Consider the following 17,371-nt stretch of genomic DNA (forward strand, 5'->3'; position numbering starts at 1 on the left):
ACAAGTGCGGTCACCGAGCACGGCACCCCCCTACCGCGCCCCGCGCCGGGCCATCGCGGTCCTTGAGCCCTCCCCTAGAGCCGCGCAATGATGGACCGATGCGGGTGAGATGTACGACGGTATTGACGATTGAACCCCTATGGCAAGACCTGGAACGAGGCCTCACGTTTTTGTTGGTTTGACCGTTACCGACGGGACGAGCGGATCCTTCCCGCCCGCTTGAGCAGTTTGTCGGCAGGTTCGAACAACTCCGGCCGGGACACCACCGCGTTGCGCAGTGCCCGCACCGGGGCGCGGCGGACGCGATGTCCGAGCGCCACCGGGTGACGCCTGGTCACCCATCCCTCCGACACCTGCAGCTCACGTGTCTTCAGGGAGTCCTTGTATTCCTTCTGGCCCCGGCCCAGGTCGAGATAGGCGATGCCGTCGGCGGCGGCCGCCTCGGCCATCCGCAGATGCAGCACCAGGCCGGGGGAGTACTTCGAGAACGCCGGGTCGTAAGCCGGGAACCAGCACGCGAGCACCCGCTCGGTGCGCAGCCCGAAGTGCGCGGCGATCGGCTTGCCGTCCGCGTACAGCACGGACAGGATCCCCGCGAACGACTCGGAACGCGTGTGGAACAGGTGCTGCACGAGCCGGGTGATCCAGTCGTGCGCGAAGCGGTCGCTGCGCCCGGTCCTGCGGTACTGCGCCGACTTCCAGTTCATCAGCGTGCGCAGGGCCGCCGGATCGCGTTCGTCGTGCACGTACGTCACCTCGCCCGCGTCCCGGCCCAGCTTGCGCTCCTTGGCCAGCGTGGTGCGGGTGAACTTCGGTGACTGTGCGCGGAGTTGGGTCAGGTAGGCCTCGTAGCCCTGGTCGACGTCCATCACCGGGGACGGGAAGGTGCCGGTGGCGTCGGCCTCGAACGCCCGCTGGCCCTCCACCAGGTGGTCGAACTCCCACAGGGCGAGCCCGCAGGCCCGCAGCAGCTCCCGGGCGTCCCAGGTGAAGCCGGGCCGGTGCACCACGCCCTGGGCGTCGGAGATGCCGAGCCCGATCGCCCGGCCAACGCCGGTGGCGGTCCGCTGGTAGGGGAAGAACGCGGCGACCTCGCCGGCCTCCCGCGCCACCGCGATCCGTACCCCGCGCCGGTACCGGCCCACCGCGAGCGCGAACTCGGGCGACAGGAACGGGTTCGCCAGCTCCGGGGAGCCGAGCAGATGGGCCTTGGACTGCATCGCCGTCCACGCCGTGCGGTCGGCGGCGCTCAGCTCTCCGGGGCGGTACACGCTGATGTCCACGTCAGATGCCCTGCCTTGTCGTCGTACGGCCAGGCGGCCGGCGGAGCAGGACCAGCAGGAGGAGAACGCAGCTGATCGCGGTCACGGCCACGATCCCGCCGCGCACCGACCAGCTGTGCAGGGCCAGCATGGTCTGGGCCACCAGCATGTTGACGACGACCGAACCCGCGAGCGCGGCGATGGTCCGCCCGAACGGTTCGAGGCCGCGCAGGGCGGCGCCGACGGCCGCGGCGGGCGCCACGAGCAGGAAGAACAGGGTGAGTGGGCCGCGCAGGGGTGAGTCGGAGCCGGCGAGTGCCAGGACCGCGCCGAACCCCCCGACGGCCGTCGCGGCGCCCGCGAGCAGCGGCGCCAGGTCCCTCCCCGGTCCTGGCCGCGCTCCCCCGGTGCCGTCCGTCGACGCTGTTGAAGATGTCTTGCCACGTATGGACTGCATTGGCGACTTTGCCCCCCGAAGCGCCGGATGCCGGGCTTCAATGTCGCTCAGTCGCGCGGGGGCCGTCAAGATGCCGAAGCCGGACGCACCGGTCGGTTGCCGACTTGGTACCCGCGTTCCCCGGAGACGGCCCGCGTCTCCGGGGAACGGTCGCTCAGGTCAAGCGAGTTGGGGTTCCAAGGCTCACGGCACGATCTTCAGCAGGCGGTTCGGGGAACCGGTGCCCGGGCTGGTGACCTTGCCGGTGGTCGAGCCGTTGACGAGGGCCGTGGCGACCTGGGCCGGGGTGGACGAGGTGTGACCCGCCAGGTAGACCGCGGCGGCGCCCGCGACGTGCGGGGTCGCCATCGAGGTGCCGGAGATGGTGTTCGTCGCGGTGTCGCTGGTGTACCAGCCCGCCGTGATGGAGGAGCCGGGGGCGAAGATGTCCAGGACCGAGCCGTAGTTCGAGTAGCTGGCCCTGGCGTCGGTGCTGGTGGTGGCGCCGACCGTGATCGCCGAGGCGACGCGGGCCGGGGAGTACGAGGAGGCGTTGGCGCTGCTGTTGCCGGCCGCGACGGCGTAGGTCACGCCGCTCGCGATGGAGTTGGCGACCGCCGTGTCCAGGGTGGTGGAGGCGCCGCCGCCGAGCGACATGTTGGCGACCGAGGGGCCCGAGTGGTTGTTGGTCACCCAGTTGATGCCCGCGATCACACCGGCGGTGGTGCCGGAGCCGGCGTTGTCGAGCACGCGGACCGCCACGATCTTCGCCTTCTTGGCGACGCCGTAGGTCGAGCCCGCGATGGTGGTGGCCACATGGGTGCCGTGGCCGTTGCCGTCGGAGGCGGTGGTGTCGCCGTCGACCGCGTCGTAGCCGTACGAGGCACGGCCGCTGATCTGGGAGTGGGTGATGCGCACGCCGGTGTCGATGACGTACGCCGTCACACCGCTGCCGCCGGTGTCCGGGTAGGTGTACGTGCCGGACAGCGGCAGCGAGGTCTGGTCGATGCGGTCCAGGCCCCAGGGGGCGCTGGACTGCGTGGTGTCGGTGAGCTGGACGCGCTGGTTCTGCTCGACGACGGCCACCGACGGGTCGGCGGCGAGTCTCTTGGCCTCGGTGGCGGAGAGGGTGGCGGTGTAGCCGTTCAGCGCGGCGCCGAACGTCTTCCCGACCGAGCCGCCGTACTCCTTGATCAGGCTCTTGCCTTCGCTCGAGGAGGCCTTGAAGCCGGCGTCCTTCTTGAGCGTGACGATGTAGCTGTCCTTGATCGCCGTGGGGGAGCCGGCGGCCAGGACCTTGCCTTCGGCGGGGGCGGCCTGGGCGGGGAGGGCGGTGAGTCCGCCCACGAGGGCGGCGGTCGCCAGGCTGGTTATCGCGGCGAGCCGGACCTTCTTGCTACGCAGGTGTGCCATTACGAGGGAGTCCTCCTCATAGGCGACGCGTGCCTGGGTGGGGCGCGCGTCTGTGGGGGGTGCGCGCGTCGTCGCACGCACGGCCGTGGAGCGTCGCGTTCCGCCCCAGGCTGAGTAAAGAGTCAGTGGTCTACGGGTGTAGATCAAGGGACTTGACGCCCTGTCACATGTTTGTCATGAACGCGTAATGAAGCGTGTCATGAACGCGCCTGAAAAGTCTTGGCATGAGCACTTCCCGTCAACACGCGTAGTTGCTACGACGGTTGTGGCAGAGATCCTGCTAAGGGAGGTTCCATGAGACGTTCCCGATTTGCCGCATACGTCGGCTCACTCCTCCTCGCCGTCGGCACCGCCCTCACCGGGGCGACGACCGCGCAGGCAGCCCAACTCGCCGCACCTGGTGGGTATGTGGCGCTCGGCGACTCCTACTCCTCCGGAGTGGGAGCGGGCAGCTACATGTCCGCGAGCGGCGACTGCAAGCGCAGCACGAAGGCCTATCCGTACCTCTGGGCCGCCGCCCATTCACCCTCGTCGTTCGACTTCACCGCCTGCTCGGGCGCCCGAACGGGTGATGTTCTCGCAAATCAACTCACCCCGCTCAGCGCCGCCACCGCCCTCGTCTCGATCAGCGTCGGGGGCAACGACGCAGGCTTCGCCGACGTCATGACGACCTGTGTGCTCCAGTCCGACAGCTCCTGCCTGTCCCGGATCAACACCGCGAAGGCGTACGTCGACTCGACGCTGCCCGGCAAGCTCGACAGCGTCTACTCGGCCATCCGCTCCAAGGCACCGGCCGCCCGTGTGGTCGTGCTCGGCTACCCCCGCTTCTACAAACTCGGCACCACCTGCGTCGGCCTCTCCGAGACCAAGCGGAAGGCGATCAACGACGCGGCCGACTACCTCGACACCGCCATCGCCAAGCGTGCCGCGAACTTCGGGTACACCTTCGGTGACGTCCGCACCACCTTCACCGGCCACGAGATCTGCTCCGGCAGCTCCTGGCTGCACAGCCTCAACTTGCTGAACGTCGGTGAGTCGTATCACCCGACGGCGGCCGGCCAGTCCGGCGGCTACCTGTCGGTGTTCAACGGCCTGGCCTGACCCCTCAGGAAGACGGCGAAGTGGAAGCGGAGGCCCCGTTTGACGGGGTCTCCGTCACACAGGTCACCGAGAACGGCACCGAGTTGGACGTCGTCTCCACCGGAGAGCGGACCTCGACACCGATCTCGTTCTCCAGGTTGCCGCTCTCGCCGTTCGTCGTCACGAACGCCGTGTCCTGACGGGTCAGGCCGCCGCCCTTCGGGAACGAGAGGGTCTTCCAGTCCTGATCCATGATCTCGCCGTCCTTGGACACCCAGCGGTACGTCACCTCCGACGGCAGGCTGCCCACCGTCAGCGTCGCCGTGAACGCGGGCGCCTCGCCCTGCGGGGGCGGGCAGGTGCCGGTGTACTCCGTGTGCGAACCGGCCACCGTGACCTGCACCGACGGGGGCGGAGCGGCGGTCGTGGGGCTGCCGCTCGGGCTCGGACTCGGGGAGCGGCTCGGCTCCGCCGTGTCACTCGGGTCGGGGTCGCTGACCGACGGCGAACTCAGACCGGACGTCTCGTTCTTGGGGCCTTCGGCCTCCTTGCCGTCGTCGCCGTTCAGCAGGGCGTACATCAGTCCGCCGATCGCCAGCGCGAGCGCGGCGATGCCCGCGATCAGGACGACCGCGGCGCGACGGTTGCGGTGCGGCCGCTCGCCCGTGCTGGTCGTGCCCCCGGACTGCGTCCAGGGGGCCGGGACCGGTGCCGTCGGCGGCGACTGGTCGCGACTCGGCGGGTGGGCCGGCCGGTACGACGGCTGCTGGTGTGCGGCGGCCGTCGGCGCGTAGGGGGAGGCCTGCACGGCGTCCGCGCGGGGCGTGCCTTCCCCAGAGGGGGTACCCCCGGCGCCGATCACCCGCAGATCCTGCTCGGCCCGGTCGGCGGGCAGCCGCTCCGCCGGCTCCTTGCGCAGCAGCCCCTCGATCACGGGGGCGAGCGGACCCGCCCGGTGCGGCGGCGGCAGCTCCTCGTCGACGATCGCGCGCAGGGTGCTGAGGGGTGTGTTCTGGCGGAACGGAGAGCTTCCCTCGACCGCCGCGTACAGCAGTACGCCGAGCGACCACAGGTCGGACTCGGGGCCGGGCGTGCGGCCCAGCGCCCGCTCCGGTGCCAGGAACTCGGGCGAGCCGATGACCTCGCCGGTCATCGTCAGCGCGGAACTGCCCTCGACCATGGCGATGCCGAAGTCGGTGAGCACCACGCGTCCGTCGTTCGACAGCAGGACGTTGGCCGGCTTCACGTCCCGGTGCAGCACCCCGGCCTCGTGCGCGGCCCGCAGCGCGGACAGCACGTCCGCGCCGATGTGCGCGGCACGCTGCGGGGTGAGCGGACCCTCGGCCTCCAGGAGCTCGGCCAGCGAGATGCCGCGGACCAGCTCCATGACGATCCAGGGGCGCTGGTCCTGGGTGGCCACGTCGTAGACCGTCACCACGTTGGGGCTGGAGATCCGGGCCGCCGCCCACGCCTCCCGCTCCAGCCGCGCGTACATCCGCTCGATGTCGGCGCCGGGCAGCCCGGAGGGCGCGCGCACCTCCTTGACGGCGACCTCGCGGTTGAGCAACTCGTCGCGGGCCCGCCACACGGTTCCCATGCCGCCCTCGCCGAGCGGGGCAAGGAGACGGTAGCGGCCCGCGATCAGACGTTCACTGCCCGGTTCTTCGGACACGGGGGCCCCCTCTTCGCATCCGCGAGATATCTCCACAAAAGTAGCTCAGCCGAGTGCGGATGCCGCCCCCTTGAGCACCAGTCCGGCCCCAAGGGCCACGACGACGAGCGCCGACCCCAGCGGTGCGGTCCGGCGGACCAGGGCCGTCAGCGGGCTGTCGGCCCAGCGCGGGCGTCTGTCCAGCACCCGGGTCACCCCGGTACCCAGTTTGACGACGGCGAAGCCGGCCGCGGTGAGGGTGAGGGCGAGCCCGACGCCGTACGCCACGACGAGCAGCAGCCCGAACCAGGCCTGCCCGAGCGCCGCCGCGCCGACGAGTACGACGACCGCGGACGGACTGGGCACGAGGCCGCCGGCGAAGCCGAGGAGGATCGTGCCGCGGAGGGTGGGGGCGGTGGCGTGGGTGTGGGTGAAGCCGCCGTGGGTGTGCTCGACGGTGTGGGGGTGGCTGTGGGGGCGGCCGCTTTCGGGACCGTGGTGGTGGTCGTGGTCGTGGTCGTGGTCGTGGTCGTGACCGTGGCCGGGGTGCGGGCGCGGGTGCTCGTGTGCGTGGCCGGTGGGAGTGGCACTGTGGGCCCCGACCAGGACCGGCGTGCGCTCGTGAGCGTGCTCGCTGTCGTGCGGGTGCGGGTGTCCGTGGTCGTGCGGATGCGGATGATCGGGACCGTGGTCGTGGTCGTGGTCGTGGTCGTGGTCGTGGTCGTGGTCGTGGCTGTGGGGGTGCGGGTGGGCGTGTCCGTGGGCCTGCTGCCGGTTTCGCCAGGCCCGTCGTACGAGGGTCGCGCCCGCCACCGTCACCAGGGCGCCGCTCGCGATGCCCAGCCACGCGATCACCGAGGGCGCCGCGGCGGAGCCGGCCGTGACCAGGAGGCCGAGGGCGACCACGCCGAGGGTGTGGGTGACCGTCACCGAGGCGGCGAGGGGCAGGACGTCCTTCATGCGGGCCCTGCCTCCCCGGGCGGCGGCCACGGCGGCCATCAGGGTCTTGCCGTGGCCCGGCGCGAGGGCGTGCATGGCGCCGAGGGCGACGGCGATGAGAAGGGCGAGGGCGGCGAAACCGACGGTGAGGTCGTTGCGGGCGACCAGGGAGTCCAGGGCCCTGGTCCAGCGGTCGGCGCCGCGCGGCAGGACGGAGGCGGCGGGCGCGTCCTCCTGCTCCTCGACGAGGGCCGGGCCGCCGGGCCGTACGCGCAGGGTGGCGCTCGCGGTGTCGGCGGGGGAGGAGAGCAACTCCTCGGGATACTTGGTCAGCTCGCCGGACAGTGACTTCGTCGGTACGTCCGACTCCGTGAGCGTGGTGCGGTCGCCGCGCGCCGTGATCTCCCGCCAGCCGGGGCCGGAGTCCGTGGCCGCGCTGCGGAAGCCGAGGGCGACCGTGTCGTCCTCGGGGAGCGGTGCCGTGAGGCGGCACTCCAGGCGGAGGGTGTCCAGGCCGGCCTGGCCGGGGCGCAGGCGCGCGTGGCTGCTCTTCGCGGTGAGGGCGACCGCGCGGCCGTCGACGGTGACCCGGCTGTCGTCGGCGGCCTGCGCACACCGCTGCCGGGCCCACTCGGTCATGCCGAGCTTCTCGATGTCCGGCCCGGCCTGGGTCGCCGGGATCTCGGCGAGGTCCTCGACGTGGTCGACGCGCAGTGCGCCGGGGACGGCGACGAGGCCGTCGTAGTGGTTGACGGTGAAGTTGCCGAGGGGGTGGGCGCCGGCCGTACCCGAGGGGACGAGCACGAGCGCGCAGGCCGCCGTGAGGACGGCCGCTGCGGAGGCGAGGACGCGACGACGGGGCCGACGGGGCTGGGGCTTCACTTGGCGGCCTCCAGCGTCTCACGGGCCGCACGGGCGCCCAGGGGTGAGAACCCGGGGTTGAGGTCCAGGGCTGCCTTCAGGTGGGTGCGGGCCTGCTGCGCGTTGCCCGTGGCGTGTTCGATCACGCCACGGTGGTGGAGGAAGGCGGCGTTGCGGTAGCCGGTGGCCGTGGCCCGGCGGGCGTACGGCAGTGCCTCCGCGTCGCGGCCGTTGACGTGCAGGGCCCAGGCGAGGGCGTCCGCGGTGTGAACGGTGTGGCGGCGGGCCCATTCGGCGCGGGCCGCGCGCAGGGCCTCGGCCTTGTCGCCGTGGTCGGCGGCGGCGAGCGCGGTGTCGAGGTCGGCGTTGACACCGCCCGCGCGGGCGAGTGCCGTCCAGGCGTCCACGAGGGCGTACTGGTCGCCGGCCTTCGCCCGGTCGCCCTCCGCGCCGCGGGCCTCGTACAGCTCGCCGAGTTCGACGAGCGGGCCGGGCAGCGGGTAGCGGGCGACGACGGCCTCCATGCCCTTGATCGCGGCGGCCCGGTCGCCGCTCGCGGCCTGGGCGCGGGCGCGGCCCTCAAGGGCGGGCAGGTAGGTGTCGTCGGCGGCGAGGGCACGGGCGTAGTGGGTCAGGGCAGTCGCGTACTCGCCCTGGTTCCAGGCGAGTTGGCCGAGCGAGGTGGCCACGTAGGCCACGTCTCCGGGGGCGGTGGCGGAGGCGAGCGCCTGCTCCAGCACCCGCCGCGCGGTGGCCACGTCGCCGCGCAGCTCGTGCACGTACGCGTACCGCGTGAAGACCGGAATGCCCGGTCGGCGTTCGTCCGCGAGGTCGGCGGCCTTCGCCGCGTCGTCGTAACGGCCGAGTTCGACGAGTGCGTCGATACGGGAGGACAGCGCGCGCTCGCTGTAGGGGTTCTGCTTCAGCGCCTGGTCCGCGTACGTCAGCGCGTTCTCGAAGTCGTGCCGGGCCGCGGCGAGGGCGGCGCGGCCGGCCAGGGCCTGGACATTGTCCGGCTCGATACCGAGTGAGCGCTTCAGTGCCCGCTCGGCCTGCGGATAGCGGGACGGGTCGCCCTTGGTCCTGGCCTGCTCGACATAGGCGAGACCGAGGGTGGCCCAGCCTCCGAAGTCCCTTGGCTGGGACCGCAGATGAGCCTGCAGCGCGGTGATGCTCGCGTCGAGATCACCGCCGGTGAGCAGTTCGGGCGACACGGCGGCGGGTGCGGAGGCGACCACCGCAGTCCCCCCGTCCCGCACGGCACCGACCGCCACGGAACCGGCGGTGAACGCGACGGCCAGCAGCACCGCACAACCGGCGAGCCGAGCGCCCCGCCAACGCCGCCCGGCGGCCCCGACCCGCCGCACGGCGGCGATGCGCTCGTCGACGACGGCGATCTCGGAGCCCCGAGCGGGACGGGTCGCCTCCGGCGCAGCCCGGGTACCGTGCCCAGGGCCCGCTGACGCGGTTCCCGCCTCCGGGCCGGGCGCGGTCTCCGGCGGGGCTGCTTCTGCGCCGGCCCCGGCTTTCGCCTGAGCCGACTTCGCCGTGCCCTCGTCCTCCGATCGGGTTCCGGTCGTCAGGGGGAGGGCCTCCGGGGCGGACTGGGCTTCCGGCGCGTTCCGGGTTCCGGGCGGCGGCTCGGCTTTCGACGCGGCGGCCTCCGACGCAGCTTGGACGGCTGGCCGGGAGCCCGTCGTCGAGGCTTCTGCCTCCGGCCGGGTGGCGCTCTGCGGCTGGACTGCCTTCGACTCGGCCCCGGGCTTGGGCGGGGCTGTCTCAAGGGTTCCCTTGCCTTGCGGTGGGGCGGTCTCCGACGTGCCCTGCACCTCCGGCTCGGCTGCCTTCGCAGCACCCTTCGTGTCCGGCCCGGCTGCCTTCGGGGCGCCACTCGCCTCCAGCTCGGGTGCCTTCGGGGCGCCATTCGCCTCCAGCTCGGGTGCCTTCGGCGTGACTGGCTTTTGATCGGGGGCGGTTGGCGCAGCCCCTGCATCCGAGCCGGCGCCCGCCCCCGGCGCGATGGCCGTACTCGCCCCGTCCACGGGCACCGGCACAGCAGCGGAACCTGGACGGTCTGCGTGTCCTGGCCCCGCGGTCATGTCCGCATCGGCTGCGTGTCCTGGCCCCGCGCCCATGCCCGCACCGCCCTCGTGTCCCGGCCCGGCGTCCAACCCGCGCCCGCGCTCCGGCAGCGCCGTCGGCTCTGCGCCCTGGTGGTTCTCCGGTGCGCTGTTGTTCGTACGCCGGGCCATGCCCTCTCCTCGGTCGCTTGCTGTGAAGGGAAGTCGCGGCGCGGCCCGCGCCGTGGGGGATGGGTGGGTGCGGGCCGCGCCAGTCGGTGGGGAGTACGGATCAGTACGCCCGACCCCTCATCCGGCGCCACCACATGAGGGCCGAGCCGATCAGGAGGATTCCGGCCGCGCCGGCACCCGCGGAGGCGGCGATCAGGGTGGTGTCGTCGGATCCGCCCGCACCGGCCGGCTGGAGGGCGTCGCCGATCTGGCTGCGGACGTCGTTGCCGTCTGTCGTGCCCTTGGCGAGCGGGCCGCGTGAACCCTCGGTCGGGAGGGCGACGTACGGGAAGGCCTTCTCGAAGTCCTTGTCGTTCTTGTCGACGGCGTCGCCCAAGTCGTTCTTCGCGCCGAGCAGTTCACCCTCGACGACCTGCAGCGAGGCGTCGATCACGTCGTCGGTGAGGCGGCGTCCGTTCGGGAAGCCGGCGTTGTCGCCGTCGAGGACACCGAGGCGCTTGGGGTCGGAGACCGGCTTGATCGAGGTGTTCAGGCGCAGTTCCTCCGCCGCGACCACGTGCGGCGGCTGGTTGAGGCCCTTCACGCCCTTGAGGAAGACGTCGACGAGGTCGTTGCGCGGCTCGTCGGGCGCGTCGATCTTGTAGATCGCCTCGATGAGCTTCGGCAGCTCCGGGTTGGTCACGTTCTTGAGGAACTGGGCGTCGTCCCAGGGCGCGGACGCGTTGAACTTGTCCTTGTCCTTGATGGGGTTGACGACCTCGTTGACCAGCGGCATGCCGAGGCGCGAGACCTGGGAGTAGTAGCCCTGGGCGTTCTTGCGCTGGGTCGTCGACCAGATCCCGACGATCGGCTGCTCGGCCGACTCCGTGATCATGTGGGTCGGGACCTGGAGGGCGATGGAGTTGACGTTGTAGCCCTTGAGCGTGTCGTTGCCGACCTCGGTGAGGTTCCCGCCGTACAGCAGGTCGAAGACGCGCAGGTCCAGGAAGAACGGGTCGTCGGCCTGGCCGGCGAACGTCGTCGAGCCGCCGGGCAGTTCGTGCACCGCCTGGTCGCGCAGCTTGGCGTAGTCCGGCATGGACGCCTTGCCGACGTTGGACGGCGCCACCGGCACGTCGTCGGCGACCTTCGTCTTCGACACCAGGTGCTGGTCCTTCAGCTTCACCAGGTCGATGTCGTACGTCTGCGTGATGTTGAGGTCCGGGTCGTCCAGACTCTCGACCGGCCCGGTGTTGTAGAGGAACGTCTTCTCGTTCTTGACGTGCGTCTTGAAGGTGAAGCGGTACAGCAGCTCACCCTGCGCGTCACCGTTGTTGTCGATGTGGATGTCGTACTGCGCGTCCTCGGCGAACGGGAAGAAGTTCGGACCGCCGGCCGGTTCCTCGAAGGGGATCCAGTTCGCCACGATCGTCGTCGTGTCCGGCTTGTCCGGGCTGACGAACGCGTACACGTCCGTGTTGTCGTACTGGGGCTGCCCGGAGATCAGCGGGGCCTCCCGATGGCTGGAGGCGGCGGCCGCCCCCGGTTCCAGCGCGGTCACGCCGGCGGCTGCGAGCCCCCCGGCGGCCAGCGCACCACATACGAGGGTCGCGAGGTGCTTGCGTCCCGCACCGCTCCTGGAGATAGGTGTCATGCCGTCCGTCCTCAGTCCAACTTGCCTGACACCGGGGATTCGGAGCGGGGGTGGGGCCGGATTGGTCGAATCTGAAAAGACTTTTTCTGCCTGCTGGACCCGCGCTTTCGGCCCGCTGATCCGTAACCCCATCCGGAGGTGTGTGCGTTGCGAATACCGCGTGGGACGGGGCGGGCAGGATGCGGTGTGCGGAGAGGGGGAGCCGGGGTGGAGGCGGACGAGCTTCTGGTCCTCGTGGCGGGCGGTGACCAGAACGCGTTCGAGGAGCTGTACCGGCTCGTGTCCGGGCCCGTGTTCGGGCTCGTGAGACGGGTCGTACGGGATCCCGCGCAGTCGGAGGAGGTGTCGCAGGAGGTGCTGCTGGAACTCTGGCGCTCCGCGGGGCGGTTCGACCCGGGTCGGGGCAGTGCCTTGTCCTGGGTGCTCACCCTCGCCCACCGCCGGGCCGTCGACCGGGTGCGCAGCGCCCGCGCGGCCGGCGAGCGTGAGCAGCGGGAGGCCCGGCGGGCCCATCACCCCGCCTTCGACCACGTCACCGAGGAGGTCGAGGCCGGCCTCGAACGCGAGTGGGTCCGCCGCTGCCTGGACCGGCTCACGGTCCTGCAGCGCCAGTCGGTCACCCTCGCTTATTACGAGGGTTATACGTACCGTGAAGTGGCCGAGCAGCTCTCGTTGCCGCTCGGTACGGTGAAGACGCGGATGCGTGACGGGCTGACCCGTCTGCGCGAGTGCCTGGGAGGTGTGGCATGAGCCTTCTGCGCCGAGAGGACCTCCACTCCCTGGCCGCTCCCTACGCCCTGGACGCCCTCGAACCCGACGAGCGCCGCCGTTTCGAGAAGCACCTGAAGAAGTGCGACAGTTGCGCCGCCGAGGTGCGTGCCCTGGCCGAGGACGCCGTCCGGCTCGCCTGGTCGACCGCGGCCCCGCCGCCACCCGCGATGCGCGAGCGGGTCCTGGCCGCCGTACGCGCGACGCCGCAGGAGAACGCCCGGCCCGAAGTGGCACGCGCGCGTACGCCCCAGCTGCCGCCGCACGTGTGGGGCGTACAGCCGCCGCCGCGCGTACGTGAGCGGCGGCGGATCCCCCTGTTCGTGCCCTTCGCGACGGTCACCGCCGCCGCGGCCCTCGTGGTCGCGTCCCTGTTCGCCGTCCAGGCGGGGCAGACGGAGGACCAACTGAACGCCGAGCGGGCCCAGGCGCGTGAGATCGCCCACGTTCTCGCGGCTCCCGACGCGCGGGCGACGACGGGTCAGGACACCGAGGGCCGCAGTATCGGAGTGATCGCCTCCGCATCGGAGGGCAGTGCGGTCGTCACCCTCAGCGGATACGGCGACCTGCCGAGCGACCGCGTGCGCCAACTGTGGCTCATGCGCCCCGACGCGCAACCGCGCTCCCTCGGCCTCTTCGACGACGACACGCCCTTGGTGGCGTCCGGTCTCGACACCTCCGCCACGTCACTCGCTGTGACTGTCGAGCCCGACGGGGGCTCGCCGCAACCCACTACTCAGCCGGTTGTCCAACTCGCCCTGAAATCAGTTGGATTCGGAGAGTGATCACAGAGGGGTCGTCAACCTGCTTACGGGGAAGGTGAATCCTGTGACCGCGATACACGAGTGCCCCGAGGGGGCGATAGGGTTACCCTGCCCGGGCCGGGTGGACTCGTACGGGTGGGGAGTGACATGGAACAGATAACAGTGCGCAGCAGGGCACGTGTCCCTGCGATCACCTGCGGGAGCAGCGCGACCAGTTCGCGCCTCGACCGCCATCTCTCGGTACTGGGCGGTCCTGCCGTCCCGCAGCGGGAGACGGTCGAGGCGACCTCGTTGATGCGTGAGCTGACCGCACGTGACACCCCGCGTGAGCGCAGCCCCAGGGGTGCGCGAGTGAGTCGGGTTTTGCTCTTCGCGCCGCTGCGTCGACTGCGCCGTTCGCTGTTCGGCGGGCGCTGAGTCCTCACGCTCAGACGTTCCTGATCCGCGCTCGGGCGGCCACACCGCCGGGCAGTGCTGCGATCCCGTCGTCCGTCATCCCCACGGCATGCAGCGGCGTCCAGGTGTGGTCCGCCGAGCGCGGCCACGTTCTTTCCCTTCCTCCCGTTGCCCCCGCGTTCAACCCCGCAGGACCGTGAGTTCAGCGCTCGCCGTGCGCGTACCGGTGCACGGCGAGCGGCACGAACGCCGCGAGGAGGACCGCGCACCAGGCCAGCGACCCGGCGACGGGATGGGCCACCGGCCAGGCCGCCCCCTCCGGTACGGGGGCGTTGCCGAAGAGGTCCCGCAGAGCCGTCGTCACCGCGCTGATCGGATTCCACTCGGCGACCGTCCGCAGCCAGCCCGGCAGCCCGTCGGCCGGGATGTACGCGTTGGACAGCAGTGGCAGCAGGAAGGTCGCGCCGCCCAGCTGACCAGCCGCCTCCTCGTTCCGGGTGAGCAGACCCAGGAAGATCCCGATCCAGGTGGTGGCGAACCGGAACAGCAGCAGCAGGCCGAAGGCGCCCACCGCCTCCAGGGCGCTTCCCTCCACGCGCCAGCCCACCGCGAGGCCGACCAGCAGCAGCGGAACCGTACCGGCCGCCGTGACGACCAGGTCCGCGACCGCCTGCCCGAGAGGTACGGCCGCCCGGCTCATCGGCAGGGTGCGGAAGCGGTCCATCACGCCCCGGTGGGTGTCCCCCGCCGCCTGGAACATCCCCGTCATGATCCCGTTCGCGGCCGTCGCCACCAGCAGGCCCGGAACGAGGAACGCACGGTACTCCTCGCCCGGCATCGCGAGCGCGCTGCCGAAGACGTAGCCGAAGAACAGCAGCATGCTGATCGGCATGGTCTGGGTCAGGATCAGCAGCCCCGGATTGTTCCGCATCCGCCGCAGCTGACGGCCCAGCATCGCCGTTCCGTCATAGGCCAGTGTGGTCATGCCACACGCTCCTTGTGGTCGTCGGTGAGCCGGAGGAACACGTCGTCGAGGGTCGGCGGACGCAGGCTCGCGTCCAGCAACGGCACACCCGCCGCGTCCAGTTCGCGCACGAGACGGGGGAGCGTGAGCGTCGAGTCGCGGCTGACCGCGCCGACGGCGTTCCGCTCGTGGTCGAACGACGGCTGCGTGCCGGTGAGTTGGTCCAGCACGGCCGCCGCCTTCGCCAGCACGTCCGGGTCCGCTACGACCACCTCGACATGGGTCCCGATGAGCGACTTGAGCTGCGCCGGCGAACCCGTGTGCGTGACCCGGCCCTGGTCCACCAGGGCGATGTCGTCGGCGAGTCGGTCGGCCTCCTCCAGGTACTGCGTGGTCAGCAGCACGGTCGTGCCGTCCGCCGTGAGGTCGCGCACGGCGGCCCAGATCAGGTTCCGGCTGGCCGGGTCGAGTCCGGTGGTCGGCTCGTCCAGGAACAGCACCTCGGGGCGGCGTATCAGGCTCGCCGCCAGGTCCAGCCGTCGACGCATCCCGCCCGAGTAGGTGGACGCGTGCCGGTCGGCGGCCTCGGCCAGCCCGAAGCGGTCCAGGAGCTCGCCGGCCCGCTCGGCCGGCCCGCGCACCCGGTGCAGCCGGGCGAACAGGCGCAGGTTCTCGCGCCCGGTCAGGTCTCCGTCGACCGACGCGTACTGCCCGGTGACGCCGATCCGGCGCCGAATCGCCGCCGCCTCCCGTACGAGGTCGTGCCCGGCGATCCGCGCGGAGCCCGCGTCAGGGCGCAGCAGCGTGGTGAGCAGTCGTACGGCCGTGGTCTTGCCGGCCCCGTTCGGGCCGAGGATTCCGCAGACCGTGCCGGTCGCCACCGCGAGATCCAGGCCGCGCAGGGCGTGGACGGCGCCGAACCGCTTCTCCAGACCTTCACTAAGTACAGCGTACGTAGAAGTCATGCCCCGACCATAGCGCACTACGTACGCTGTACGTAACTAGGATGGAGGCCGAGGTGATGATCGATGGCGGGCCGAGCGGCCGTACCCGAAGTGATCTGGGCCCGTCCCGAGCGGACGGGCCGGGGGCCGAAACCGGCGTTCACGCGCGCGGACGTCGCGGCGGCGGGCGTGCGGATCGCCGACGCGCAGGGGCTGGACGGCGTCTCCATGCGGCACGTCGCGGCCGAACTGGGCTGCGGAACGATGTCGCTGTACAACTACGTCCCGCGCAAGGAGGACCTGTACGAGCTGATGCTCGACGCCGTGGGGGCCGAGCACGAGATGAGCGAGCCCTCGGGCGACTGGCGCGCCGACATGCTGCGCAACGCGCATGAGACCCGCGGGATCATGCACCGCCACACGTGGGTGCCACGCCTGATGGCGGGGGTCTACGGCTTCAGCCCCAACACCCTGCGCTATCTGGAGCACTGCCTGGCCTGCCTCGAACCGCTCGAGCAGCCGTACAGCATCAAGATGGAGCTGGTCGCGCTGCTCAACGGCGTCGTGACGACGTACACCGCGAACGAGCTCGCGACCGCCGAGCGCACCCGCTCCATGCCCTGGTCCGCGGAGGAGGAGAACGCGGTCCGTATCGCCTATCTCGGCAGCCAGGTGGCCACCGGGGCCTATCCGCGGCTGGCGGCGGCCTTCATGGAGGACTCGGGGCCGATCGACCTGGAGGCGGTGTTCGAGCGGGCGCTCCAGCGGGTCATGGACGCCTTCGATCCCAGGGGCTGAGGGCTGGGGGCTTGGGGGGGGGAGGGGCTAGATCAGGGTGAACTGGCCTTCCGGGCCTTCTTCGTGGTGGTCCAGCACCGACGCCGGCCTGCGTGCCGCCTCCGGCACCGGCAGGACGCCCGCCTTGCGCAGCTCCCGCGCGGTGATCGGGGATGTCACGGTCAACTCCTCCTGGCGCGGCCTCAGCTCCGCCAGCAGCGCCAGCACGGTGATCAGCTCCAGCAGCTCCGACGTCCACGCCTGGGGCCAGGCCGCCGGGCGGATCGCCTCCAGCGTGCCAGGCTCGGGATGGGCGGTGCGGGCCGTGAACCACTGCTCCAGTACGCGTGTTCCGCTCACCTCGAAGTCCCAGGACTGAGGCGGAACCGGGGAGATGCGGCCCTCGTCGAGGTGCAGGGCCTCCTCGTCGCGGTCGTAGTGCAGGGTCAGCGGCCGGGAGGGCAGGGGTGCGCGGACGTACGGGCGGCGGCCGCCGGGCAGTTTGGGGCGGTCGCCGTCGCGGCGCATCAGCCACAGGACGCGATGGCCGAGCTCGACGCCGTGGGTCCAGAGCCCGGGGTCCTCGGTGAGGGGGACGGCGAGACCGGGGCGTACCGCCGTCACGGTCCAGGCCAGGAAGTCCGCCGGGGTGGGGGAGAGGCCGAGACGGGTGGCCAGGTGGTCCAACAGGCCGGGTGCGAGGTTGGGTTCCTCGCCACCGGGGCGGCGGTAGAGGGGGCGGACGCGGCCGGGGCGGAGGAGCGGGAGCAGGGAGGTGGCGTGGAGGAGGGGCCCCGGGGTGTCGGGCGTCTCCGTGACGAAGATCTGGTGCTCGTCCGCCACCCGCCACAGCTCGGGCCGGGCCGCGTCGATCAGCCGGTGGTCGGGGATCAGCCACTGTTCGTCGAAGGGCGCGTGCAGGACGCGTACCGGTTCCGGGCACGGGCCCGAGGTGCGGGCCAGCCTCTCCGTGCTGCCGGACCGGCCCGGCAGCTGGCCGACGGCCGAACGCAGGGTGCGCGAGCGGGTCGGTTCGAACAGGGCTTCCCGGTCCGGACCCTCGGCCTTCATCAGGGCGTCCCAGCGGGCTCTGAGGGATGCCGCGTCGGGGCCCGTCGGCCACCCCCGGCCGAGCCGCGGCGGTGCGACGGACCACGGCATGAGGTCCGCCAGCGGCGGAGCGTCGTCGTGCGTCACGCACGGCATCGTACGACCTGCCACGGCCGGGCGG

The 17,371-nt window shown here is 71.7% G+C and carries 15 protein-coding genes; 5 read left to right on the forward strand and 10 right to left on the reverse strand.

The window, feature by feature from the left end:
* Nucleotides 1–185: 185 nt before the first annotated feature.
* From ACFWWR_RS35145 to ACFWWR_RS35155, 3 genes are all read right to left on the reverse strand, one after another.
* On the reverse strand, nt 186–1,283 hold the full coding sequence (locus ACFWWR_RS35145) for a GNAT family N-acetyltransferase (RefSeq protein ID WP_383872905.1): 1,098 nt from the start codon (nt 1,281–1,283) through the stop codon (nt 186–188).
* A 1-nt stretch (nt 1,284) separates the two neighbouring features.
* Nucleotides 1,285–1,719: a hypothetical protein gene (locus tag ACFWWR_RS35150; RefSeq protein ID WP_383872902.1), complete on the reverse strand. Its 435-nt coding sequence runs from the start codon at nt 1,717–1,719 to the stop codon at nt 1,285–1,287.
* Nucleotides 1,720–1,902: 183 nt separating this feature from the next.
* On the reverse strand, nt 1,903–3,111 hold the full coding sequence (locus ACFWWR_RS35155; protein ID WP_383872899.1) for a S8 family peptidase: 1,209 nt from the start codon (nt 3,109–3,111) through the stop codon (nt 1,903–1,905).
* Nucleotides 3,112–3,405: 294 nt separating this feature from the next.
* Between ACFWWR_RS35155 and ACFWWR_RS35160 the strand changes: the two genes are divergently transcribed.
* A complete protein-coding gene (locus ACFWWR_RS35160; protein ID WP_384307580.1) occupies nt 3,406–4,212 on the forward strand; it encodes an SGNH/GDSL hydrolase family protein in 807 nt (268 codons plus the stop codon).
* Nucleotides 4,213–4,216: 4 nt separating this feature from the next.
* Here the strand turns inward: ACFWWR_RS35160 and ACFWWR_RS35165 are convergent, their stop codons facing one another.
* The 4 genes from ACFWWR_RS35165 to ACFWWR_RS35180 all read right to left on the reverse strand — a co-directional run bounded on the left by ACFWWR_RS35165 (nt 4,217) and on the right by ACFWWR_RS35180 (nt 11,527).
* Nucleotides 4,217–5,863, reverse strand: coding sequence for a protein kinase (locus ACFWWR_RS35165; RefSeq protein WP_383872894.1), 1,647 nt, complete (start codon nt 5,861–5,863; stop codon nt 4,217–4,219).
* Nucleotides 5,864–5,908: 45 nt separating this feature from the next.
* The gene (locus ACFWWR_RS35170) at nt 5,909–7,663 is read right to left on the reverse strand and encodes a sulfite exporter TauE/SafE family protein (protein WP_384307583.1); all 1,755 of its coding nucleotides are present in this window, start codon (nt 7,661–7,663) and stop codon (nt 5,909–5,911) included.
* Nucleotides 7,660–9,471 (reverse strand): tetratricopeptide repeat protein, encoded by a 1,812-nt coding sequence (locus ACFWWR_RS35175; protein WP_384307596.1) that lies wholly within the window; start codon nt 9,469–9,471, stop codon nt 7,660–7,662. The genes ACFWWR_RS35170 and ACFWWR_RS35175 overlap by 4 nt, the downstream gene beginning before the upstream one ends.
* A gap of 523 nt (nt 9,472–9,994) precedes the next feature.
* A complete protein-coding gene (locus tag ACFWWR_RS35180; RefSeq protein ID WP_384307585.1) occupies nt 9,995–11,527 on the reverse strand; it encodes a DUF4331 domain-containing protein in 1,533 nt (510 codons plus the stop codon).
* Between the two features lie 207 nt (nt 11,528–11,734).
* Between ACFWWR_RS35180 and ACFWWR_RS35185 the strand changes: the two genes are divergently transcribed.
* The 3 genes from ACFWWR_RS35185 (at nt 11,735) to ACFWWR_RS35195 (ending at nt 13,476) form a co-directional block, all read left to right on the forward strand.
* Nucleotides 11,735–12,277 (forward strand): sigma-70 family RNA polymerase sigma factor, encoded by a 543-nt coding sequence (locus ACFWWR_RS35185; protein WP_383872887.1) that lies wholly within the window; start codon nt 11,735–11,737, stop codon nt 12,275–12,277.
* Nucleotides 12,274–13,080, forward strand: coding sequence for an anti-sigma factor domain-containing protein (locus tag ACFWWR_RS35190; RefSeq protein ID WP_383872884.1), 807 nt, complete (start codon nt 12,274–12,276; stop codon nt 13,078–13,080). Before ACFWWR_RS35185 ends, ACFWWR_RS35190 begins: the two co-directional genes overlap by 4 nt.
* Before the next feature lie 126 nt (nt 13,081–13,206).
* Nucleotides 13,207–13,476, forward strand: a complete 270-nt coding sequence (locus ACFWWR_RS35195; protein WP_383872881.1) for a hypothetical protein — start codon at nt 13,207–13,209, stop codon at nt 13,474–13,476.
* Between the two features lie 181 nt (nt 13,477–13,657).
* Here the strand turns inward: ACFWWR_RS35195 and ACFWWR_RS35200 are convergent, their stop codons facing one another.
* Together ACFWWR_RS35200 and ACFWWR_RS35205 are read right to left on the reverse strand one after the other, a co-directional pair.
* Entirely contained in the window at nt 13,658–14,440 is a 783-nt protein-coding gene (locus ACFWWR_RS35200) for an ABC transporter permease (protein WP_383872878.1), read from the reverse strand.
* Complete coding sequence (locus ACFWWR_RS35205; RefSeq protein WP_384307587.1) at nt 14,437–15,384, reverse strand: ATP-binding cassette domain-containing protein; 948 nt, start codon at nt 15,382–15,384, stop codon at nt 14,437–14,439. Before ACFWWR_RS35205 ends, ACFWWR_RS35200 begins: the two co-directional genes overlap by 4 nt.
* A 63-nt stretch (nt 15,385–15,447) precedes the next feature.
* Between ACFWWR_RS35205 and ACFWWR_RS35210 the strand changes: the two genes are divergently transcribed.
* Complete coding sequence (locus ACFWWR_RS35210; protein ID WP_383872871.1) at nt 15,448–16,161, forward strand: TetR/AcrR family transcriptional regulator; 714 nt, start codon at nt 15,448–15,450, stop codon at nt 16,159–16,161.
* 27 nt (nt 16,162–16,188) lie between these two features.
* On the opposite strand, the gene ACFWWR_RS35215 is transcribed toward ACFWWR_RS35210, so the two are convergent.
* Nucleotides 16,189–17,346 (reverse strand): type ISP restriction/modification enzyme, encoded by a 1,158-nt coding sequence (locus ACFWWR_RS35215; RefSeq protein ID WP_383873011.1) that lies wholly within the window; start codon nt 17,344–17,346, stop codon nt 16,189–16,191.
* Between the last annotated feature and the right edge of the window lie 25 nt (nt 17,347–17,371).

This window comes from Streptomyces sp. NPDC058678 (assembly GCF_042714835.1).
In the GTDB taxonomy this organism is placed as follows: domain Bacteria; phylum Actinomycetota; class Actinomycetes; order Streptomycetales; family Streptomycetaceae; genus Streptomyces.